Genomic DNA, 19,870 nt, shown 5'->3' on the forward strand with positions numbered 1-19,870 from the left:
CGACGATCGCTTCATGTTCACTGTGGCTGGACTCTGGAATTTCTACTTAATGGCAGGATAATTTAATCAGTGAAAACCAGAATTTTCCCATTTCACTTTAAGGTTTTATTTCGCGACAAGTCTATTGGAGAAAAGCACAACTTAAGATAGCTAGGCTGCATAGACGAGTGGCTAGCATCCGCAAAGATGCACTTCATAAATTGACAACATATTTAGCTAAAAACCACAGCGTTGTTGCCATAGAAGATTTGAATGTTAGCGGTATGTTAGCTAACCATAAGCTAGCTAAATCTATAGCCGACCAAGGCTTTTATGAGTTTCGGAGACAGCTCGAATATAAAACACGATGGCACGGTTCTAAATTAGTAGCAGTTGATAGGTTTTTTCCATCATCAAAAACTTGCAGTAGGTGTGGTCATGTTCAAGATATGCCGTTAAGCCTGAGAATTTATGATTGCCCTGACTGTGGCTTGTCAATAGATCGAGATTTAAACGCAAGTATAAATTTGAGAGATGCGGTCGGCTCGACCGTGAATGCCTGTGGATGAGCAACCGCCGACGGCCTCAGTAGAAGCAGGAAGTAAACCTCAAGTTGTCACACTATGTGACGCTTTGTATCAGTTTTATAGAGCAGTTTCAGGAATTTCTCACAGCCTGCTCAGTTGACTAGCTTAAGTTAAAGATGTCGAGCCTGCAATCCCAAAATCCTTTTGAGAAAAAGTTAATATGAAACGTCGATATTTTGTCCTGTCTTTAGTTAGTTTCGGGTTGGTCATAGGGTGTGCTTCCCTACAAACGAAAAATTCCCCTCAGCCATCAGTGGAACTATCCACCGATCCCGTATCACCTGCTATTGCCGTATCCTCCAACAAGGCTGATGAATCTCAAATAGCCAATGCCACAGAGCCGATTTTTGCGGAAAACGGAGTTGCCATTCGAGGTACTGACCCAGTTGCGTATTTTCAAGTAGGTAAACCTGTCCAAGGAAATAAACAATTTACTCACAACTGGATGGGAGTCAACTGGTGGTTTTCCAGTGCCAAAAATCGTGATTTGTTTGCAGCTTCCCCAGAGCAATATGCTCCGCAGTATGGTGGTTTCTGTGCTTTTGCCGTTGCCAATGGATACACAGCTCCTATTGTTCCAGAAGCCTGGAGCATTGTCGAAGGGAAGCTATATCTCAATTTCAGTTTAAGGATTCGCGATCGCTGGGAACGTGATATTCCAGGCAATATTGCCCGTGCCAATAAAAACTGGCCTGCTGCCGCCGCCAACTTTCGGGGGTGAGGGGTGAAACTCTAGTGTCGCTACCCGGAAGTTAGAAGTTAAAAGTCATGCCTTTAAAAGCGAGTGCTAATTGGCGAGGTTTCCTACGGGGTTTATAAAGTGCGGAAGTAATTCCCCTATTGCCAAAAAAGCTGGAAGCTTGACAACATAATCTTTGTCAGTTAAAGCTTCCAGCGTTTCAAAGTCGTCTAACTCAAGTTATATTAATTTTGCACTTTTGACCTAAAAGCTTTTCCCAGAGAGAATTTCAGTCAACTGAGGAATTTAGAGTCTTCCGTCAACTTTTACAAAGTCATTGAGGACTTGCAATAGCCTTACGTCTTTGGCATTTTTGATACTTTGAAATTCTTGAGCTTTCCGTCACCTTTACAAAGTCATTAAGAACCCAGTTTCCATTAAAGTGGTCTTCTGTAGGGCCATAAAGTCGGAAGTAGGCAAACCAGCCTTCTCCTGGGTTGCTCTTAATTCAGTTGGAGGCTTTGTCAGGATCGGTAGGTTCTTGAGGACCGACGTAGATATCAACTGTGCCGTCAGCATTCTCATATAGGTCATCTGTTTTGGAGGAACGCTCGGGTTTTTCAGTGTCCGTATCGACGAAAACGCGGGCATTGTTGTCATACACCGTAACTGACCAAAACTGCTCCATGGGAGGATTGGCAGGAACGGTCATTTTATAAGTGTTAGAACCGTCAAGCCAGTTACCATCGCTGTCTTTATAAGTACCGAGGTAAACTTGTCCCCCTTGACCTGGTTCATCAATTACCATACCGGAGGAGGCGGTTACAGCTTCGTAAAACCAGGCTGCCCGCTCATCAAGCTGATCGTAGTATTCGGTACCCTGACTTGGGTCAAGGATCAGAGCAAATTCCCAATGCACACCATCAGCATAATGTGCCGCTTCGCTGCGCTTTTGGAAGTCGTTAACCCGAGCCATGGCTTCTCCTACCAAAGCACCCTGCTCTAGGATTGCTTTCTGGCGTTCGTCAGGGGCAAAAGTCACAGTGCCGTCAAGACCGACTTTCTCAATGCCCAAGGGTTTGAGCATAGCCATAAACAGGCGATCGCGCTCTTGAACGGGCTCGCGGCTGATGATGTTTGCGAGGCGCTCCCAGTAGGCAAGGCCACGACGGGGAACCTGAGACCACTGAATATCGGTAATATCCTTGATAGGAACGGGACTGTCGCTTGGTTGTGCCAAGGGATAAATTCGCAGGGCATTAAGTAGCTCTTCAGTTTACTTTTTTTTGTTAGCTTTCACGAGTGGTTTTACTCGCACTGGTTGGAGCAATCTTCTCGCTGCTTTAGCTGCCTACTTGCTTTTCCTGCGGAATGCGGAGCTAACAGCCGTCGTAGGAAGTTAATTCCCCGTCTCCTGTCCACCGGAGTTTCACCGCAAAGTGCGGTCTTGTCATGGCGACAAACCTTGTTCTTACTTGCCATTTCTAGTATAGCAGATTTTTACTTCGCTTTATTACCCGCGTGTCGTTATTCAACCAGCCGTTAAAACGGTCTGGCTAACTTCCTCCCGACGCTTTTTAGGTTTTATCCGAGTTGAGAGAGCGAAAACCCCAAAATACGTTAAAGGTGGTCGATGGGACGCGGTATTCGCACTTTTTAGTATTCTTTAGGATTAAGCCCTTTTGACCAGGACCATAAATACAGTAGGTACCGCCCAAGCCCTCATCAGGTCCGGTTTGACCCATGTCAACGATAGGACGCTGCCAAATATCATCAGCAAAACCGGCTGCTTCTCCAGCAGGCATTTCGACAACTACAGGACCAGTTTTGGCCAGGTCAAAGAAGCCAATGATGTAGGGTGTCGTAGCATTGGCGGTGAGGATACCTAACTTTTCTGGGAAAGTTTGGTAAACTACAATTTCACCCGTTTCTATCCCAAAAGTCTCTTCATGAGCAGCTTGCCATTCAGCCATACTCACCATAGGTACGGACCATAAATACAGTTGGGTAGCTCGCTGGAAATCCATCTCATCGTAGGGGGTTGCACATTATGGAATGATATTGCCAAAAATTGGTTTAGATTTTGACTAAAAATAACCATTAATTAATCATTCTAGCAATTGATTAATCCACAATCCAATTCAATCAAAAATATCAAATCATTCGTCACTGTGCAACGCCCATCGTAGAGCTTGTCAACGGTTTCCGAAGTTGGATAACCATTTGACTCGAACTCAAGCGTTCCAATATGGGTTTCAAAATCACCAATAAATGGGTTTGGGCCGATAACGCTGGCATCCGCCAGGGCGACAGAGGGCGCAACGATCGCCAAGCAAAGGATGGCAATCAACAGAGAAAGGATTAGCTCTTTAGCCTTCTTTACAAGTGGATTTTTCTGAAAAAGAAAGTGCAAGAGCGTTATTGGCTTCAAAATACGGTTAAAGAACATGGGTAAAACCTCATCAAATGGGTTAACAACACAATCTCAGGCCACATCCCAAAGGGCGATAAAGCTAGCTTTAGGATGGACAGCAGCAAAAATGTTTACTAGGGAGCAATCCGAACTAATCCGAATATTCCTGTCAAATATCTCCTACACATTTTTACTCAGCAATGACCATAGGTGGAGCTTCCCAACTACCGTTGATTACATATTCTTCTGGTATGTAAATGCGCATGATAACATACATAGGTCCATCCGGTGCCGGAAGCCAGTTTGATTCTTTTTCTGTCCCAGGAGATTCGTATTGTAGATATAGGGTGATGCTTCCGTCTGCATTCTCTTCTAGTTCTTCTAGCATCGGTGAATTAATCAAGTAACGATCGAGCGGGTTGTGAATTAAATAACGAGTTACTCCATCATATATGGTCACCGACCAGAATGCTTGGGCAGGTATGCCTTCTGGGGGAATCTGTAACAGATAATTATAGTTCCCGCTATTAAGCAATTCTCCATTTTCATCTACTATGTAACCTGGGTAAAATGCCTCAGCTATTGAGTTCCCGTAGATACCCAGTAGGGATCCAACTGCACGTTTGAGATAATCATTATTGAGTTCTTCTCGCGTTCCAAATACGCCAGCGGATGATGTAGTTTCCTGGGCAGTTTCATCAATAGTGTCTATTCCTGCCTGTTGACCGGATGCGATCGCATCTAGCCACTCTTGAGAAACACCTTCTGGGGGAAATACTGCTCCAGGTTCCACTCCAATTTTCTTAAATTTTTTGCGCAATCTTTCTTCAGTGGGATGGGTAGGAGCAAATTGAAGCAAGAAGTTGACATACTCGAAGAAATGCTCATTCAAAGTTTCAGAAGAGATTGGAGGATAGTCAATTTCTGGGGGAGCTTCTGGTGGCTGAGTACCCAGAAACTCACTCAAGGGTTGAGCCTTATATTTTTCCTGAATTGCACGTTATCAATATCGTCAGGATTAAAAAGCTGGGTACGTAATAGTGAGTAAGCTAAATTTGTTTCTGACGGAATTACTCGCTTAATTCCTTCGGGTTGCTCTGCGCTCCAGTCTGGACCTGAGATGAGGTAGTTTCCTCCACCATTACCCTCAACCCGAGTGCCAAGGTAATCAAAGTTGAAGGTGTAAAGGTCAACCAATTGGGCAGTATAATAACGCTCATCTTCGATATCAGGCATCGTTATAACTAAAGGCTCTGCTCGTAGATCCATCACCAACTCTAAATTTAGTCTCATGTTTAATAATAGTATCGGCCATATTCCCTCAGATTATTTATATAAATATGACATCCCGATCAATACAGAAGCAATATTAAAAACCCGTCAAGAAAAACACAAAAAATTATTTGAAACCTCTACTCAAAAGTATTACGAAGCAGTACAAACAGTTACAGATATCAAAAGTCATTTTTTCGACTTTTCCTGCGCAGCAATAAAAGTCGGTCGTGCTGAGGAACTCTCCCCAGAGCAACAACAACTGTTCCGGAACAGTTTGCAAACATTTTGTCCTTGGAAAAAAGGTCCGTTTGAACTATTTGGTATAAACATTGATGCTGAATGGCGTTCTGATTGGAAATGGGAACGCATTTTGCCACATATTAGTTCTCTGAAAAATCGTAGAGTCGCCGATATTGGCTGCCACAATGGTTATTTTATGTTCCGCATGGCAGCTCAACAACCCGAGTTAGTTATTGGTTTTGAACCCTACGCAAAACATTTTTGGAATTTTCAACTTATTCAAAATATTGTGCAACAAAAAATGCTGATATTTGAACTGTTGGGAGTTGAACACATTCACTATTACCCTCAATTTTTTGACACCATTTTCTGCTTGGGTATTCTCTATCATCACACTGACCCTATTGCTTTACTACGCAAAATGCGAGAAGCTTTAGCGCCCAAGGGGGAAATTATTATTGACTGTCAAGGCATTCCAGGAGATTTACCAGTAGCTCTAACACCTCGGAAACGTTATGCTCAAGCACGAGGTATTTGGTTTCTCCCCACTCAGTCCTGTTTAGAGAGTTGGATAGGGCGAGCGGGGTTTAGTGATATTAATTGTTTTTTTGCCGAACCTTTGTCAGTAGCAGAACAACGGCGCACTTCTTGGGCAAATATTGATAGTTTGTCAGAATTTCTCAATCCTCAAGACCCTTCGTTGACAATTGAAGGTTATCCTGCACCTTGGCGCTATTATGCAATCGCTCGTAAATAATGAGCGGGGGAGATGGGGAGATGGGGAGATGGGGAGATGGGGAGATGGGGAGATGGGGAGATGGGGAGATGGGGCAAAAGGCCGTTTGCTTGCGCATACTCCCCAGGTGCTTGTACAGAGAAGTAAACATAAGAATAATTAACATTAACTGGGCTGCTATTAGCAAACACCTTAATGAGACTTGATATTAAGCCTTCCTGCCTCTTCCTTTTTCCTTCTTCCTTGTGCTAGAATAGCTTGATTTTTATTTTTTCAACTTACGAATTTTTTTGAGTGTTGAAGCTCGAGTTGCTAACCGGATTAACTTATAAGGAGATGTGCGACTACCAACTGTAATTCGAGAAATGCGGAACTTATTTTTCAGATAATTTACTTTCAAAAAATTATCATCATAAATAAATCCAGTTAGATGATATTTAGGTAACTTTTTTTCCACCTTTGTATTGATGGCACCATAGGGATAAGCAATATGAGCAGCGACAATTTTATTCCTATCTAAATCATTAGTACATTTTCTCAAAGCTAACTTCGCAAAATATAGTTCTACTTCTAATTCCTTGGAGCTAATTTTTGTTAAATTTTTATGAGTAAATCCATGAGATTGAATATCATAAAAATCTTTCTGATATCCTTCTATTAAATTTTGACAACTAAGATGTGGTAAATCTTTTCCATTATTAACTCCCAGAGTTTTAGGATTAATAAACAGAACAAATCTTACTTTTTCACCATATTTTTCTTCCATCCTTTCTAAGATGGGCATTCCATTTTTATGCACTCCTTCATAGCCATCATCAAAAGTAAGCATTACAGGTTTTTGACCTATATGTTTACTTGGTATAGGTTGAGATTTATTAATAAAATATACGAATAAATCTTGAGAGGATAAAAACCAGTAATTTTTCTGTACTAAATACTCTACAAACTTTTCTAAATCTTGCTTAGTATAATCCATACCATAAAGAGGGCGATATGGTGGTAAATCAGCTTTATTCTGTAAATCAATAATGTCATGGAAACCAAAAATCGGAATTTTGACAGTCGGAGATTTAATAGCTGCAGCAGTCAAACCTAAACTGACGATAAATATTAGTGAAAGGTATACAAGTTTACTTATCCACTTTGGTAAAAAATTAATTAAAAAGCAATTTTTGTACAAATGTATAATAGTTAAATTTAACTTCTCTACAGTGGAAAATAAAGATTGAGTTACATTCCTACTTAGTAGCTTAATCTGATCTTGAATCCATTTTTGATTAATCATATCTTTCCCTAATATTCAATCGCAAATCTGTGAATTATTGCTAGTTATTGATGATACTATCACTATTTTTTCCTGACTAATATAAAAAATTTATTTTGTTTCGTAGGAGTGGACGATCGCCACTTAACTTCTTGAAGAAGGAAAAAGGAAAAAGGAAAAAGTGGATGGGGACTCAAACCCCAACCAATTGTAAACACCGTCTATACGGCGGTTTATTCAACTTAAAAGAAAAAGATAAACAATCCCCCCTGATAAATTGAGGCATTATTTTCCTGAATTAGTATCAAGGTGAATGAAATTTACATCTATAAGAGTTAAATTTGTGTAATACTATTCAATCAAAAAATGTGAAGGCTGAGAAAGTGGGAAATTATTATTACTTGTATAGTTGTATAGATAGATTTTCCTCAATATCAAAAATCTGAAATTCTCAGTGATATAATGGCTGTAGTCTGATAAGTTAAGAAAAATTAAGCATATTCTCAAGCAGGAGGTGAGTCCCGTGTTTAAGCAAGATCATCAAAATCTGAAAGTAGTTAAACTAGAGGAAGGAATATTGGTTCATACTCAACTCAGAAGCGCTTATATTCCTGCATTGCGTTCTGGGTTTGCCGGATACCCAGTTAACCCTCGTTGGAGTGGAGTCAAATATTATGCTTGGAAGACAGGAAAACAATGGCGACAGGCGCTTTTGAATGGAGAGATGGTAGTGCGTTTGAGTGATTCAATGTTGGTATCTATTGATCAAATTAAAGACTTAGAAGAAAAGTCTGATGTGGTATGGTGGGACTACCAAAAATCATTGCCCAAGAGTAATTGGGAATTTGAATGCCCTGTCTTTCAGGGATGAAAAACTACTTATACTATATCTGTTTTAAAGTCTGTTAGTAATCAAGGGAGGCAACAAGGAGTATGAATAATTTATAAATTTCTTTTACTTATAGAACTTACGCAAAAACATTACATAAATTTAGTTGAAACTATAGTGCTATACTAAATACAATGTTCATAACTAAAAAATGCAATGCGTAAGTTCTAACTTATATATATATATGTTACCTAATAATTAAGGTTTAAAGTATCTGATTGACTGCGCCACGGACTGTCGCCCTACAAGCACCAAACAAGAAAAATTTTTCCTTTTCATCAATCCTCATTCTTTTCAAGTAAAGGTCATTGTTAATAATTAATTAGGGCTTGCTGATTAAATATAAAAGCATTGACATATAAAGACTTTAGCCTTTTTGGGAACGAAAAAAGTGCGCCTGTTTCAGTCTAAAACGCTCAAAAAGTTAGTATTTTAGGCGCATAGTTGGACAGAAAAATCAAGGGACAAAACTTAGCTCCTACTTCCTCTAAGTTCCCATTTCTCCTGTCTCCTGTCTCCTGTCTCCTGTCTCCTACCCCTACTAAAATACTTTTCAGCAAACCCTAATTATTAATTTTTGAAGTAGTCTGATCACAATTCCTAAAAATCACCCCATGTTTATTGAATACTTCAGTTATTAAGTAATAAGTCACCTTCAGTAATGTTTTTAGCAATTATTTGTATGAAGTAAATATATCTGATTCGTTATTTACCTACTCCCTACTCTCTGCTTTCAAGAAAATGTAACAAAAATGCGTGATATTTGGTCTTAGACTAATATGGTTCACAGCGAGAATATATTAAAAACAATAAAACCAACTGTACCGAAACAGATAAATCGACTAGGCCATCTAGCCAACCTTAAATTTAGTAGGTGGTGTAAATATTCTATATATTGTTTCCAGGTAACTTTACTTTCCCCTTCTAGACGTTCATTAAATACATACCCCACTTCTCCCACCCAACAAATACTGCCTCGACCTAAAACTTCAATCAAAATTTTGTACCCTACTGGCCTAAGAATTTTTTCTGCGATCGCCTTTCGGCGGACCATAAAATAGCCACTCATGGGATCTGAGACTCTCCCTACGACTCCAGGTAAAATAATTAATCCCAAAACTTGAGCGCCACGAGACAATAATCTTCTAATAATATTCCACTCACTGACACCTCCTTCCTCAAAGTGACGACTAGCCACTGCTAAGTCAGCACCTTGCTCCATTTTTATCAATAGTTTTAAGAGAGTTTCTGGAGGATGTTGTAAGTCTGCATCTATTACTCCCAATATTTCTCCTTTTGCTACTTGCCAACCACGAATGACTGCAGTGGAAAGTCCTCTTTCTTTTTCCCTACGCATTACCTGGAGTTGAGGATATTCTGGTGTCATATTCTGAGCCGTCTCCCAAGTTAAGTCGGGACTATTGTCATCTACCACAATTAATTCATAAGCATCGGGAATTTGAGTATCTAGTAACTGAGTTAGTCTTTGAACAATCTTTGGGATATTTTGACTTTCTTGAAATGTGGGAATAACCAGAGAAAGTTTGATTTCTGGACTATCTGGTTTTATCGTATTTTTTACTACAGCAGGAACTTGTAATAAACCTGTTGGTACTGTTAGTAATGAATTTGGTTTAGTTGCACTCATTATCAATTTTCTCTATCTGAGGTATTAGTTAATTGTGGGTTTAACAGAAATCAGAATATAGTCAGGTTTATATTTACAGCAGATTCAGTAGTATATGAGGTGCAAATTTTAAAGATCCAATGCGGGCATCTTGCCCACCATGGTAGGGCATCTTACCCACCACAGATGTACCTCACTGATATGAAATATGCTGTATATCAAGTTGCCAATTATTACTTACTGTACTTTATTAATTTAATTTGCCAGTGTATATCTTTCTTTAGCTATTAATGCAATATTGAGACTATTTTTAATTTCAAAAAAATATAATATTTGAATGCAGGTAAAATATCTCATTCACAATTATTGCTAAGACTTATGAAATAGTTGTTTGCGTAGCACTCCGCAGGAAAAACCAAAGAATATGAATAATTTTATGTCCTAAGTATAGCTACATTTTTTGATACATTATATTTTCTTTTTCATGTTGTCTATTCCCTATAATTTTAAATTTTGTACTTAATCCAAGAAATAAACGCTATCAAGTATTTACTAATATTTTTTACTCTTAAATATCTATGAATAATAATTATCATCAACTAACTTAATTTTACGAATTTGAAGAAAGTCAAATATCTGATTAATTTGATGTTGTTCTTCATCTGTTATGTTTTTACCACATAATATTGCCGAAGTAAGTTGTAGGTGTTCCCGGCGACTAAGTTTGCCTGATGTAATAACTCGGTTCACCATTTGATTAATTGTCACATTTGGTTTATTTTGCTCACTCCATAACATAATCTTTGATATCCTCTATATAACTTTTGATATTGATTATATGTTCAGTAATATACCCGATCAAAGTAGTCTCAGAAATAAATATTACCTTTGTTCTCATTCCTAAGTTATTTTAATAGTTAAGAGGGCAATAATATCCCTAAGTGAAAATTTTGTATATAAAACATTAATTTAGTTTCTATGAAGATTTATCGACTGCCAGCACTTTCAGACAACTATATCTTTTTACTACATGACCCAAATCAAAAGATTGCGGCTGTAGTCGATCCAGCAGAAGTTAGGCCAGTGACCGAAAAACTAGAATCATTGGGTGCTCAGTTGGTAGCTATTTTCAACACTCACCACCATTCAGACCATGTAGGAGCTAATCAAAAGTTAATTCAGAAGTTTCCTCAACTCACAGTGTATGCCGGAGTTGAAGACCGAGGTAGAATTCCTGGACAAAAGGTATTTTTACAGGAAGGCGATCGAGTCCAATTTTCTGACCGAGAAGGAGAGATTTTATTTGTACCTGGTCATACAAGTGGCCATATTGCTTATTACTTTCCTCCTCTAGTTGCTGGAGAACCGGGGGAATTATTTTGTGGTGATACTTTATTTGCTGGTGGTTGTGGCCGCTTATTTGAAGGAACACCAGCCCAGATGGTACAGTCTTTGAGCAAATTGCGTAATTTGCCTGACAGGACACGAATATGGTGTGCCCATGAGTACACTTTGAAGAATTTGCAGTTTGCTATAACAGTCGATGAGCAAAATTTGGACCTACAAGCTCGTTTAGCTGAAGTTAAGGCAGCACGCAGTCGGAATGAGGCTACTGTGCCATCAATGATTGGTGTAGAAAAATGCACAAATCCTTTTCTGCGTTGGGATCAACCTAATCTACAGTTAGCGGTTAAAAGCCAAGATCCAGTACAAACTTTTGCCCGTTTACGAGGAAAGAAAGACCAATTTTAAAAATGCTACAAATATAGCGCTGCGCGCAGGCAACAGGCAATAGGCAACAGCTCCGGAAGGGGGAATAAAAAGCTGTTTGCGCAAGCATTCCGTAGGAATCATATAAGACTTTATAGCTATTGGACACTTCCTGCAATTTGTAAATATCCCAGCGCACATTGCTATACTTCCAGTTTCGCCAAGAGTCAGGAGGAATAGTCTTTAAGTATTTCTTGGGGTTTGCCGTTTAACCCTGTAGTGGTCGATCCACTTGCGTTCAACTAAGCTTTCAGGCTTTTGAGTAAGTTTGAGTAAGTTTAGTTGAGCGGTAAATATCTCTTGATTCACTCAAATTATTTGTAATATTCTTTTTTCGCACTTGTTATTACTTATAGACATCTCCAAAAATCAAAAATCAAATCAATTATTTCTCCCTGTTCCCTGTTCCCTCTTTTCTGTTCCCTCTTTTCTGGAGATGTCTAATAATTTTTGTCAGCCTTAGCATTTTTTGTACTTTTAATCTGTATAAATTAATCATATTTTTGGTATAAAATAAGTATCAAAGGTGACTGGCTTTGGCTCTAAAATGCTTACTCCTTTAGTTTTCAAATCTCAAGCTCCCTTAGAAAAAATTTATTAAGTAAAATGTTAAAAAATGTAAAGAGTGTTAAGATAAAATCTAGAATAAGAAATTAATTTAGAAAAATGCTAAATCCAAGACTGCCCGAACCAGATTTACTTAAAGCAGTGCTGAAACCCTTGTTAGAGGATTTTCAGTATTGCTTTGAGCGTTCCCGTCAGTTATTGGAGAGAGAAAAAATTCCTTTTCTGAGTAGCACTGAACAATTCGACCTACTTAACAGAGTTAAGCAAGCTCAACAGGAAGTGAGTACAGCACAAACTCTTTTTCATGCAACTGAAGGTCAAGTTGGGGTAGAAACTACAGTGCTTATGCCCTGGCATCACTTACTAACGGAATGCTGGCAAGTTTCAATGCGATTTCGCAAAGAACAATCTAGATAGAATTGCTCATTAAGCTCAAATTTAAGTATCAATTCATAAATCAAAAAATAAAATTTAGTTAAAAGTTAACTAACTATAACAGTTTTGGAATTGATAACTATTAATTTACGCTAAAAGCACTATCTTCTCTGGAAATTGATGATGACTGACCCAGATAATTTATGGGGATAAAACTCATCCAGAGTTAAGTAGATATAAAATAAGAAAAACTGTTTAAACTTTTTTAAAATTTGCTGAGTGCCTATATGGCCCTGGAGAAAACCATGTTACATCTGCTTTATATCCTAGCCTTTACTACTGTTGCCGTTTTGGCTGTTCGTAATTTAATCCGTAGTCTATTAACTGTGGGCCTTGAGTCTCAATCTTTACCCTCAAACCGAGAATGGTCTTCTGGTGATTCTTATTCTAAGTCTCGTAGAATTCCACATCCGGAACTATTAGATGAATCTGGGAATTTTATTGATGAACCTTTGTTGGTGATGCGTTCCGTTAATGTACAAGAAGCTCGTCAACAGTTGGATGCTATTTATAATTCTGAGCTTGGATCTAGTAGTGAAACTAGAGACGAGAAGGATAAATAAAGACGACAACAAATAATGCAAGATTTGTAAAAATTACAAGATATACATAAAAAGTCTAAAGTCCTTAATTCTCTAATTATCAGGTATTTTCTGTACAATCAAATTCATAATTGCTGTAGCAGAAAATTGATAAAAACTTAAAAACTTGCTATTGCTTTGTTTCAAAAAAACTGATAATAGCAAGTTATTTTTATAACTTTAAAATGCCAAATATTTGAGATAAAATAATTTATACTTATACTAAATACCCGGCTATAAATCAGGGATCAGACAAAACTAAAGAATAAAAGCCTCTGCAGTGTTCACACTAACAATGTATATTTAATATTAGTAGTGCAGTAGGGTAAAGATTAACCGCCAGATGACCATCCCTAAGTCCGTATTGGCAGAACTGGTGCAAGAGATTCCGCAGTTGAGACCACAAATTTACTTTAAGTCATCCCTGACTGCTCTATCTCATGCAATGGAAGACCAGGTTTTAGCAAGCTCCGATCAACCTCTGGTAATTGCAACTTTTCAGCAAGAGCGTTTTTATCGTCAGGAAGCTCATCGTTATAGACGAATTGCTAACCTAACATCCCAAGTATATGTACTAGCAGCACCAGAAACAGCATTTAAAAATTCTTCTGAGTATTACGAAACAATAGCTTTTAATACTAAAGAGACTTTAAGTAAGGAATGGAATTTACTGGTACTTGGTCAACAGTATTCAAGTTGTTTGATTTGTAATGAGCGTTTTAATTCTGGTAAAAGTGATGAAACATCTGAGTTGATTGCCATGGATCAGGCACGTCGATTTGAAGGTATCTGGACTTTTGACCGTCAAGTATGTGTCCAAGCTGCTGAATTATTACTGAATAGAATACTCAGATATAGGCCACAGTTAGAAGAAAAAGTACAAGCAGCACGAGAAGTTTATAGCATCAATCTTGATGTAGAGATGGGAAGAAAATCTGCAAAAAGAAAATCTAGCTCTAATCGTCGTTACCTAAAAAAAGCTTCAGAAGTAGTTACTCAAAATCCTCAATTTAACGATCCTTTTGCCCAACGTTTGGTGACTTATTTGCAAGCAAGTCAATATAAGTTACTTAAAACATATCGCTCGATCGCTGTTCAGGAACAAAAACAGCGCCTGATTAATATTATTTCTAATGCCATGAGGCGATCGCTAGACTCTGATGAGATTATCAAAGTAGCAGTGCAAGAATTGGGAGAAGCACTTTTAGCTTGCCGATGCTTAATTTATCAATGTCGAGCTTTAGATGTCACAGTAACTATTACACATGAATATTTAAGTTCGTCAGTTACATCTGTGGTTAATCAAGAATGGCCTTTACAAGATAATCCTTTATTTCAAAAGGTTGTTCAAACTCAAGAGCAAGTCTATATAGAAGATACAAGCTTACTGCCTAATTATTGTTTGACAGAAACACCACAAGGCTCTAAAATAAAGGCCAAAAGTTGTCTCCAAACATTAATATCTCAATGGGAAATTAAGAGCTGGTTAATGGTACCTTTGCTTTATCAGGGAAGACTTTTAGGTATGGTGGAGTTACACCACTGTGGTTCATGTCCTCATCACTGGTCTGATGACAAAATAGATTTAGTAGAAGCGATCGCTACTCAATTAGGTATAACTTTGATCCAGGCGGAAACTTATGCCCACTTAGAAGAATTAAATCAACAATTAGAAGCTCTGGACCGGACTCGTAGTAATTTAATTGCAATTACTGGCCACGAGCTACGGACACCTTTATCAACTATTCAAGTTTGCCTTGAAAGTTTGAGTCAAGAACCAGATATGCCTGCAGAGTTACGTCAAGTTATGTTGGAAACTGCATTAGCAGATGCAGATAGAATGCGTCATCTTGTGCAAGATTTCTTAACATTGTCTCATTTAGAAAGTGGTACGGTTGAGTGGAATGTAGAATATCTGCCTCTATTAGAATGTGTTGATTTGGCTCTGAGTAGTATTCGTGCCCATCATTTACAAAGAGATTTACCGAATATTACTACTCAGGTATCGACAGAACTACCTTTAGTTTTAGCTGATGGAGAATGGTTAGTAGAGGTATTGTCAAAACTCCTGGATAATGCTTGTAAGTTTACTCAGTCTGAAGGAACAGTAATGATTGGGGCTACTTCTAATGGAGATAATATGTTGGAAGTGACAGTCTCTGATACTGGTCGTGGGATTGAACCTAAGCGCTTAGAAGCTGTATTTGATCGTTTTTATCAAGAGGAAGGTGCTTTACGGCGCAGTGTTGGTGGTACAGGTTTAGGTTTAGCCATTTGTCGGCAGATTATTACTCGCTTGGGAGGAAAAATTTGGGCAGAGTCAGCGGGTAAAAATCGGGGTAGTCAGTTTCACTTTACAATTCCAATTGTTAGTAATAGTGAAAAAATGGAGAGGGAAAATCAAACAAGAAGAAAGGAATCTAATTCATAAACTTAGCAGCTAGCAAAGTAGTAGTTTAGGTTTTAATGAATAGAGAAATGATTCATCTTCTAAAAAATGAAATTCTTGGTCCAATCCAGTTAATTGAAAAACCAATTGAATATCATCTTGGATATTGAACAGATATAATAGACATCCTCTTTTTTCAGAAATTTTTCGGATAATAACTAAAGTAGTTAATCCCAAATTATTAATTTGGTTTACTAATCCCATATCTATTATCCAGTATAAATTTCGTGTTTTGTCGATTAGTTTGTCTACTATTTGCTTGAGTTGATGACTTCTCTTTAAATCTAAGTTGCCTTGAGGGCGAAATAAAATTGCTTCCATATAGTCCGATATAATTCAATAAGTGAAGGTGAAAAATAGCTGTTCCTTATATATATAGTGTTAAAAATGCCTAATAAAGGTAATAAATATAATCAAGGGTAATGATCGGCTTTAACCAAAAGTTAGTTACTATAGTATTTCCAGTAAACAAAAAAAAAATTGCGTTTTTTATTCGAGAAAAAATATCTATAGCAATTTTCTTTAGGTTATGTCAAAATATTCTGAAAAAAGCAAAAAGTAACAATACTCAAAAAATGCTATATGTAGCAATCTTATTTGAGTTGTAAGATATTGTAGACTTTTAGAGAACAGGTTAACTAGGAGTCGAAAGTCGCTAATTTCTCACAAATAATTTAGGATTACTCTATTGACAGTAATTAACAATATAGTTTTATTATTCGATTCTTTATCTAGACTAAAATCAAGTCATAGTAAAATTCAAGAGGACTATTGCAATTACCCTCTTTTTTAACTTCAACCATAACCGAAAAAAAAGAATGATACTATCTTTAGTCGATGGCAATTAGTAATTAATGGCCTCAAGTCTGGCCAGAGTCCTAAAATATCCTTTTGTAACAGAACCTTACAATTTCTTAAACCTGGGTAACTGTGGTGATAGGATTCCATAAAAAGGTTCATATAAAAAATCTATGGCAGACGAACTAACAGGTCAACCCCCTATTTTCGGTGGCAGTACTGGTGGCTTACTGACCAAGGCCGAAGTTGAAGAAAAGTACGCTATTACCTGGACTAGCTCAAAAGAGCAGGTATTTGAGATGCCTACAGGTGGTGCAGCTATTATGAATGAAGGTGAAAACCTACTATACTTAGCTCGCAAAGAGCAATGCTTGGCCCTCGGCACTCAACTAAGGACTAAATTTAGGCCCAAAATTGAGGACTTCAAAATCTATCGGGTTTTCCCTGATGGTTCTACTGAGTATCTACATCCGAAAGATGGAGTCTTCCCTGAAAAGGTTAATGAAGGACGTCCTTATGCAGGTAAGATCGACCGTAACATTGGTCGTAACCCAGAACCTGCTGCTCTCAAGTTTACTGGTAAGAAACCATACGACTCATAGGTTGTGATTAATCAGTAGATAAAAGCGCACCGCTTGCTAGTCAATGGCTTCCTCAGCGTAAAGACGGAGCAAAAAAGCTTGGGTCGATTGTTTATATGAGATGCAACTCAACTTGTTTGATTTGTATATCTAGGCTGAGAGTCTGTGTTTAGCTCGGCGACATTAAATGCGCAGCGTTGCGTCAGCAAAATAATAATTTTCCGTTATAATCATGTGATTTAACGGCGAGAGTGTCAATTTCTATCATCACCTTGGCTTCCAGATATCTCATCTGAAGCTGAGGTTTTAATTTTATTAGAGTCGCTGCTGAATCTCAAATCTAAAACCTCAAAATTTATGATATTCCCAGACTTCTCCAAATTTTCCCAACTAGCAAAACAAGGTAACTTTGTTCCTGTCTACCAAGAATGGGTAGCAGACCTCGATACTCCTGTTTCTGCTTGGTATCGTGTATGCGCGGGTCAACCATACAATTTTTTACTAGAATCAGTTGAAGGTGGGGAGAAAATCGGACGCTATAGTTTTCTTGGCTGTGACCCATTGTGGACATTGGAAGTAAGAGGGGAACATACTACCCAAACTTACCGCGATGGCACAGTTAAAACTTTTGAGGGAGACCCCTTTGAAACTCTAGATAACTGTCTGCAAAAATATCAACCTGTCAAACTACCTCAACTACCACCTGATATTGGTGGCTTATTTGGTTTTTGGGGTTATGAGTTGATTCGGTGGATCGAACCTCGTGTACCTGTTTACCCATATACTGAAAATGATTTGCCTGATGGTTTGTGGATGCAGGTCGATAATCTTTTGGTTTTTGACCAGGTAAAACGGAAGATTTGGGCGATCGCCTATGCAGACCTCCGCTCTCCAGAGGTAGATTTAAAGGCAGCTTATCAACAAGCGTGCGATCGCGTTTCTCAGTTAGTAGATAAATTGCAATCTCCTCTATCACAACAAGATACTTTACTAGAATGGCAACCACCTGCTGGAAAAAGTCAAGAAGTTGGAGATATCTATAGTAGTAATACACCCCGCGAACAATTTTGTGCCAACGTTGAAAAAGCTAAAGACTACATCAAAGCAGGAGATATTTTTCAGGTAGTTATTTCGCAACAACTTTCAACGGAATATACAGGGGAGCCATTTGCTCTTTATCGTTCCCTGCGACTAATAAACCCTTCTCCGTACATGGCTTATTTTAATTTTGGTGATTGGCAAATCATTGGTTCGAGTCCGGAAGTTATGGTAAAAGCAGAAAATACCCCTGATGGCAAACGTCTTGCTACGGTGAGACCAATTGCCGGAACTCGTCCCCGTGGCAAAACTTATGCAGAAGATAATGCTTTAGCTGAGGAGTTGTTGCAAGACCCGAAAGAAAGAGCGGAACATATTATGTTAGTCGATCTAGGTCGGAATGATTTGGGGCGTGTTTGCCGAGTGGGAACGGTAAAAGTTGATGAGTTAATGATAATTGAACGTTATTCTCATGTGATGCACATTGTGAGTAATGTGGTGGGAGAATTGGCAGATGAAAAAACTGTTTGGGATTTATTGAAGGCTTGTTTTCCTGCGGGTACTGTTAGCGGTGCGCCAAAAATTCGGGCGATGGAAATTATTAATGAATTAGAACCTTGTCGTCGGGGTGCTTATTCTGGGGTTTATGGATATTATGATTTTGAGGGTCAGTTGAATAGTGCTATTACGATTAGAACTATGGTTGTTCGGCCGAAAAATGATGGTAAACACACGGTAACTGTGCAAGCGGGAGCTGGTTTGGTTGCGGATTCTGTGCCGGAAACAGAGTATGAGGAAAGTATTAATAAAGCTAGAGGTTTGTTGGAGGCAATTCGGTGTTTGAAAAAGAGTTGAAATAGCAATCAGCGGTCAGCGGTTAGCTATCAGCTTCTAGTTGCGTGTATAATGAGGGATACTCAAGAGAAGCCACTCCGCGTCTACAAACCCCCATTGACACGCACCACTAATTTTTCAAATAAGCGTGGGGGAATTACAGCGCTGTTGCTGACTGATGAATCACATAGTCATAGCCAAAACCCTGTAAGGGCAAATGGGTATTCGCCCCTACTAGACATCTGTTCAATAATTGATAATGAATAATTGATCATTACCTCTCCCTAAAAGAAAGAGGATTGAATAAAAGGAAAATTTTTTCTCTCTTGGTCTCATGGATATGGCGAGGAGACCCGTTCTTGCAGACCCGCTCCGAAGATCGCCATCCCTCGACCGCTTGTTTCTCCACGGCGAGTGAGAGGCTTTAAACCTTAATTAGGGCTTGCTGATTAATTCTCAAAGTATTGATAAATAAAGGCTAAAGCCTTTTTGGGGTTCAAAAAAGTGCCAGCTTTTCGGTGCAAAAAGCTCAAAAAGCTAGTATTTTCGGCTGACTATGGTAGAAAAATCCCAAATTGACAATTCTTATATCATGTTCGGACGGGTCAGTTATAAATAAAATTTCAGAACTGACAATACCGAATAAATACTGAAATTATCTTGAAATACTGAAATTATCTTGATTTTTCTCCTTTCTTCCCTCCTGACTCGGTCCTCCTGACTACTGACTCCTCGCTAAGTTATTTATAAGTATTCAACCGAACATGATATTACTCCTACCTCCTCGCTCATTCCCATTTATTCTGTCTCCTGTCTCCTGTCTCCTGTCTCCTACCTCAGCAAAAAGACTTTAATTCAGCAAACCTTAATTATGCGGTAAAAATCAAAAATCAAATCAATTATCACACAGAAATTATCAATTATTTCTCCCTACTGCTTACTGCCTACTCCCTTTTTTGGAGGAGATGTCTAATAATTAAATTTGAGGTGATATCAACCTTCCGTTCTACTAAACTTACCCAAACTTACCCATGCATGGTTGCATAGGTTTTGGAGCTAGCTTCCTGTTTCACAGAAGACCACCGACCGCAGTCTGCAACTTATCTTCTCCACAGGCTTAAATTCGCT

At 38.5% G+C, this 19,870-nt stretch carries 20 protein-coding genes and 2 pseudogenes; 11 read left to right on the forward strand and 11 right to left on the reverse strand.

What is annotated here, in order from left to right; translation table 11 throughout:
- Positions 1-125: 125 nt before the first annotated feature.
- Positions 126-548, forward strand: a pseudogene (locus F6K06_RS30800) (RNA-guided endonuclease InsQ/TnpB family protein); the annotation flags it as partial.
- A 178-nt stretch (positions 549-726) separates the two neighbouring features.
- Positions 727-1,287, forward strand: coding sequence for a YHS domain-containing (seleno)protein (locus F6K06_RS30805; protein WP_124147564.1), 561 nt, complete (start codon positions 727-729; stop codon positions 1,285-1,287).
- A 466-nt stretch (positions 1,288-1,753) separates the two neighbouring features.
- Here the strand turns inward: F6K06_RS30805 and F6K06_RS30810 are convergent, their stop codons facing one another.
- The 6 genes from F6K06_RS30810 to F6K06_RS30835 all read right to left on the reverse strand — a co-directional run bounded on the left by F6K06_RS30810 (position 1,754) and on the right by F6K06_RS30835 (position 4,894).
- Positions 1,754-2,485, reverse strand: coding sequence for a DUF1214 domain-containing protein (locus F6K06_RS30810; RefSeq protein ID WP_124147565.1), 732 nt, complete (start codon positions 2,483-2,485; stop codon positions 1,754-1,756).
- 68 nt (positions 2,486-2,553) lie between these two features.
- Entirely contained in the window at positions 2,554-2,727 is a 174-nt protein-coding gene (locus F6K06_RS30815) for a hypothetical protein (RefSeq protein WP_161564737.1), read from the reverse strand.
- A 95-nt stretch (positions 2,728-2,822) separates the two neighbouring features.
- Positions 2,823-3,218: a DUF1254 domain-containing protein gene (locus F6K06_RS30820; protein ID WP_161564738.1), complete on the reverse strand. Its 396-nt coding sequence runs from the start codon at positions 3,216-3,218 to the stop codon at positions 2,823-2,825.
- A gap of 140 nt (positions 3,219-3,358) precedes the next feature.
- Entirely contained in the window at positions 3,359-3,694 is a 336-nt protein-coding gene (locus tag F6K06_RS30825) for a hypothetical protein (RefSeq protein ID WP_124147567.1), read from the reverse strand.
- Between the two features lie 154 nt (positions 3,695-3,848).
- A complete protein-coding gene (locus tag F6K06_RS30830) occupies positions 3,849-4,625 on the reverse strand; it encodes a DUF1214 domain-containing protein (protein WP_161564739.1) in 777 nt (258 codons plus the stop codon).
- Positions 4,622-4,894, reverse strand: coding sequence for a DUF1254 domain-containing protein (locus tag F6K06_RS30835; protein ID WP_161564740.1), 273 nt, complete (start codon positions 4,892-4,894; stop codon positions 4,622-4,624). Before F6K06_RS30835 ends, F6K06_RS30830 begins: the two co-directional genes overlap by 4 nt.
- 55 nt (positions 4,895-4,949) lie before the next feature.
- On the opposite strand from F6K06_RS30835, the gene cmoB reads away from it, so the two are divergent.
- Together cmoB and F6K06_RS30845 are read left to right on the forward strand one after the other, a co-directional pair.
- Positions 4,950-5,930 (forward strand): tRNA 5-methoxyuridine(34)/uridine 5-oxyacetic acid(34) synthase CmoB, encoded by a 981-nt coding sequence (cmoB, locus tag F6K06_RS30840; protein ID WP_124147570.1) that lies wholly within the window; start codon positions 4,950-4,952, stop codon positions 5,928-5,930.
- The gene (locus tag F6K06_RS30845) at positions 5,911-6,072 is read left to right on the forward strand and encodes a hypothetical protein (RefSeq protein ID WP_287244527.1); all 162 of its coding nucleotides are present in this window, start codon (positions 5,911-5,913) and stop codon (positions 6,070-6,072) included. The genes cmoB and F6K06_RS30845 overlap by 20 nt, the downstream gene beginning before the upstream one ends.
- 102 nt (positions 6,073-6,174) lie before the next feature.
- Here the strand turns inward: F6K06_RS30845 and F6K06_RS30850 are convergent, their stop codons facing one another.
- Entirely contained in the window at positions 6,175-7,194 is a 1,020-nt protein-coding gene (locus F6K06_RS30850) for a polysaccharide deacetylase family protein (protein ID WP_124143710.1), read from the reverse strand.
- Between the two features lie 502 nt (positions 7,195-7,696).
- Here F6K06_RS30850 and F6K06_RS30855 point away from each other — a divergent pair.
- The gene (locus F6K06_RS30855) at positions 7,697-8,044 is read left to right on the forward strand and encodes a hypothetical protein (RefSeq protein WP_287244531.1); all 348 of its coding nucleotides are present in this window, start codon (positions 7,697-7,699) and stop codon (positions 8,042-8,044) included.
- Positions 8,045-8,478: 434 nt separating this feature from the next.
- Here the strand turns inward: F6K06_RS30855 and F6K06_RS30860 are convergent, their stop codons facing one another.
- From F6K06_RS30860 to F6K06_RS30870, 3 genes and pseudogenes are all read right to left on the reverse strand, one after another.
- Positions 8,479-8,622 carry a hypothetical protein gene (locus tag F6K06_RS30860; protein ID WP_287244534.1) on the reverse strand — a complete coding sequence of 48 codons (144 nt, stop codon included), beginning with the start codon at positions 8,620-8,622 and terminating at the stop codon, positions 8,479-8,481.
- 251 nt (positions 8,623-8,873) lie between these two features.
- Positions 8,874-9,710 (reverse strand): annotated as a pseudogene (locus F6K06_RS30865) (polyprenol monophosphomannose synthase); the annotation flags it as partial.
- A 555-nt stretch (positions 9,711-10,265) separates the two neighbouring features.
- On the reverse strand, positions 10,266-10,487 hold the full coding sequence (locus F6K06_RS30870; protein WP_124143708.1) for a hypothetical protein: 222 nt from the start codon (positions 10,485-10,487) through the stop codon (positions 10,266-10,268).
- A 180-nt stretch (positions 10,488-10,667) separates the two neighbouring features.
- Between F6K06_RS30870 and gloB the strand changes: the two genes are divergently transcribed.
- From gloB to F6K06_RS30890, 4 genes are all read left to right on the forward strand, one after another.
- Positions 10,668-11,441 carry a hydroxyacylglutathione hydrolase gene (gene gloB / locus F6K06_RS30875; protein WP_124143707.1) on the forward strand — a complete coding sequence of 258 codons (774 nt, stop codon included), beginning with the start codon at positions 10,668-10,670 and terminating at the stop codon, positions 11,439-11,441.
- Between the two features lie 684 nt (positions 11,442-12,125).
- Entirely contained in the window at positions 12,126-12,443 is a 318-nt protein-coding gene (locus F6K06_RS30880; protein WP_287244538.1) for a DUF2605 domain-containing protein, read from the forward strand.
- Positions 12,444-12,706: 263 nt separating this feature from the next.
- Positions 12,707-13,024 carry a DUF2973 domain-containing protein gene (locus F6K06_RS30885; RefSeq protein WP_124143711.1) on the forward strand — a complete coding sequence of 106 codons (318 nt, stop codon included), beginning with the start codon at positions 12,707-12,709 and terminating at the stop codon, positions 13,022-13,024.
- 361 nt (positions 13,025-13,385) lie between these two features.
- On the forward strand, positions 13,386-15,473 hold the full coding sequence (locus F6K06_RS30890) for a DICT sensory domain-containing protein (RefSeq protein ID WP_124143705.1): 2,088 nt from the start codon (positions 13,386-13,388) through the stop codon (positions 15,471-15,473).
- Between the two features lie 9 nt (positions 15,474-15,482).
- Here the strand turns inward: F6K06_RS30890 and F6K06_RS30895 are convergent, their stop codons facing one another.
- Positions 15,483-15,812, reverse strand: coding sequence for an STAS domain-containing protein (locus F6K06_RS30895; protein ID WP_124143704.1), 330 nt, complete (start codon positions 15,810-15,812; stop codon positions 15,483-15,485).
- Between the two features lie 650 nt (positions 15,813-16,462).
- Between F6K06_RS30895 and F6K06_RS30900 the strand changes: the two genes are divergently transcribed.
- Together F6K06_RS30900 and trpE are read left to right on the forward strand one after the other, a co-directional pair.
- Positions 16,463-16,891 carry a photosystem I reaction center subunit II PsaD gene (locus F6K06_RS30900; RefSeq protein ID WP_124143703.1) on the forward strand — a complete coding sequence of 143 codons (429 nt, stop codon included), beginning with the start codon at positions 16,463-16,465 and terminating at the stop codon, positions 16,889-16,891.
- A 336-nt stretch (positions 16,892-17,227) separates the two neighbouring features.
- Positions 17,228-18,763, forward strand: coding sequence for an anthranilate synthase component I (gene trpE, locus F6K06_RS30905; protein WP_287244544.1), 1,536 nt, complete (start codon positions 17,228-17,230; stop codon positions 18,761-18,763).
- Positions 18,764-19,870: the final 1,107 nt, after the last annotated feature.

Origin of the sequence: Okeania sp. SIO1H4, assembly GCF_010672695.1 — a bacterium.
Lineage (GTDB): Bacteria > Cyanobacteriota > Cyanobacteriia > Cyanobacteriales > Microcoleaceae > Okeania > Okeania hirsuta.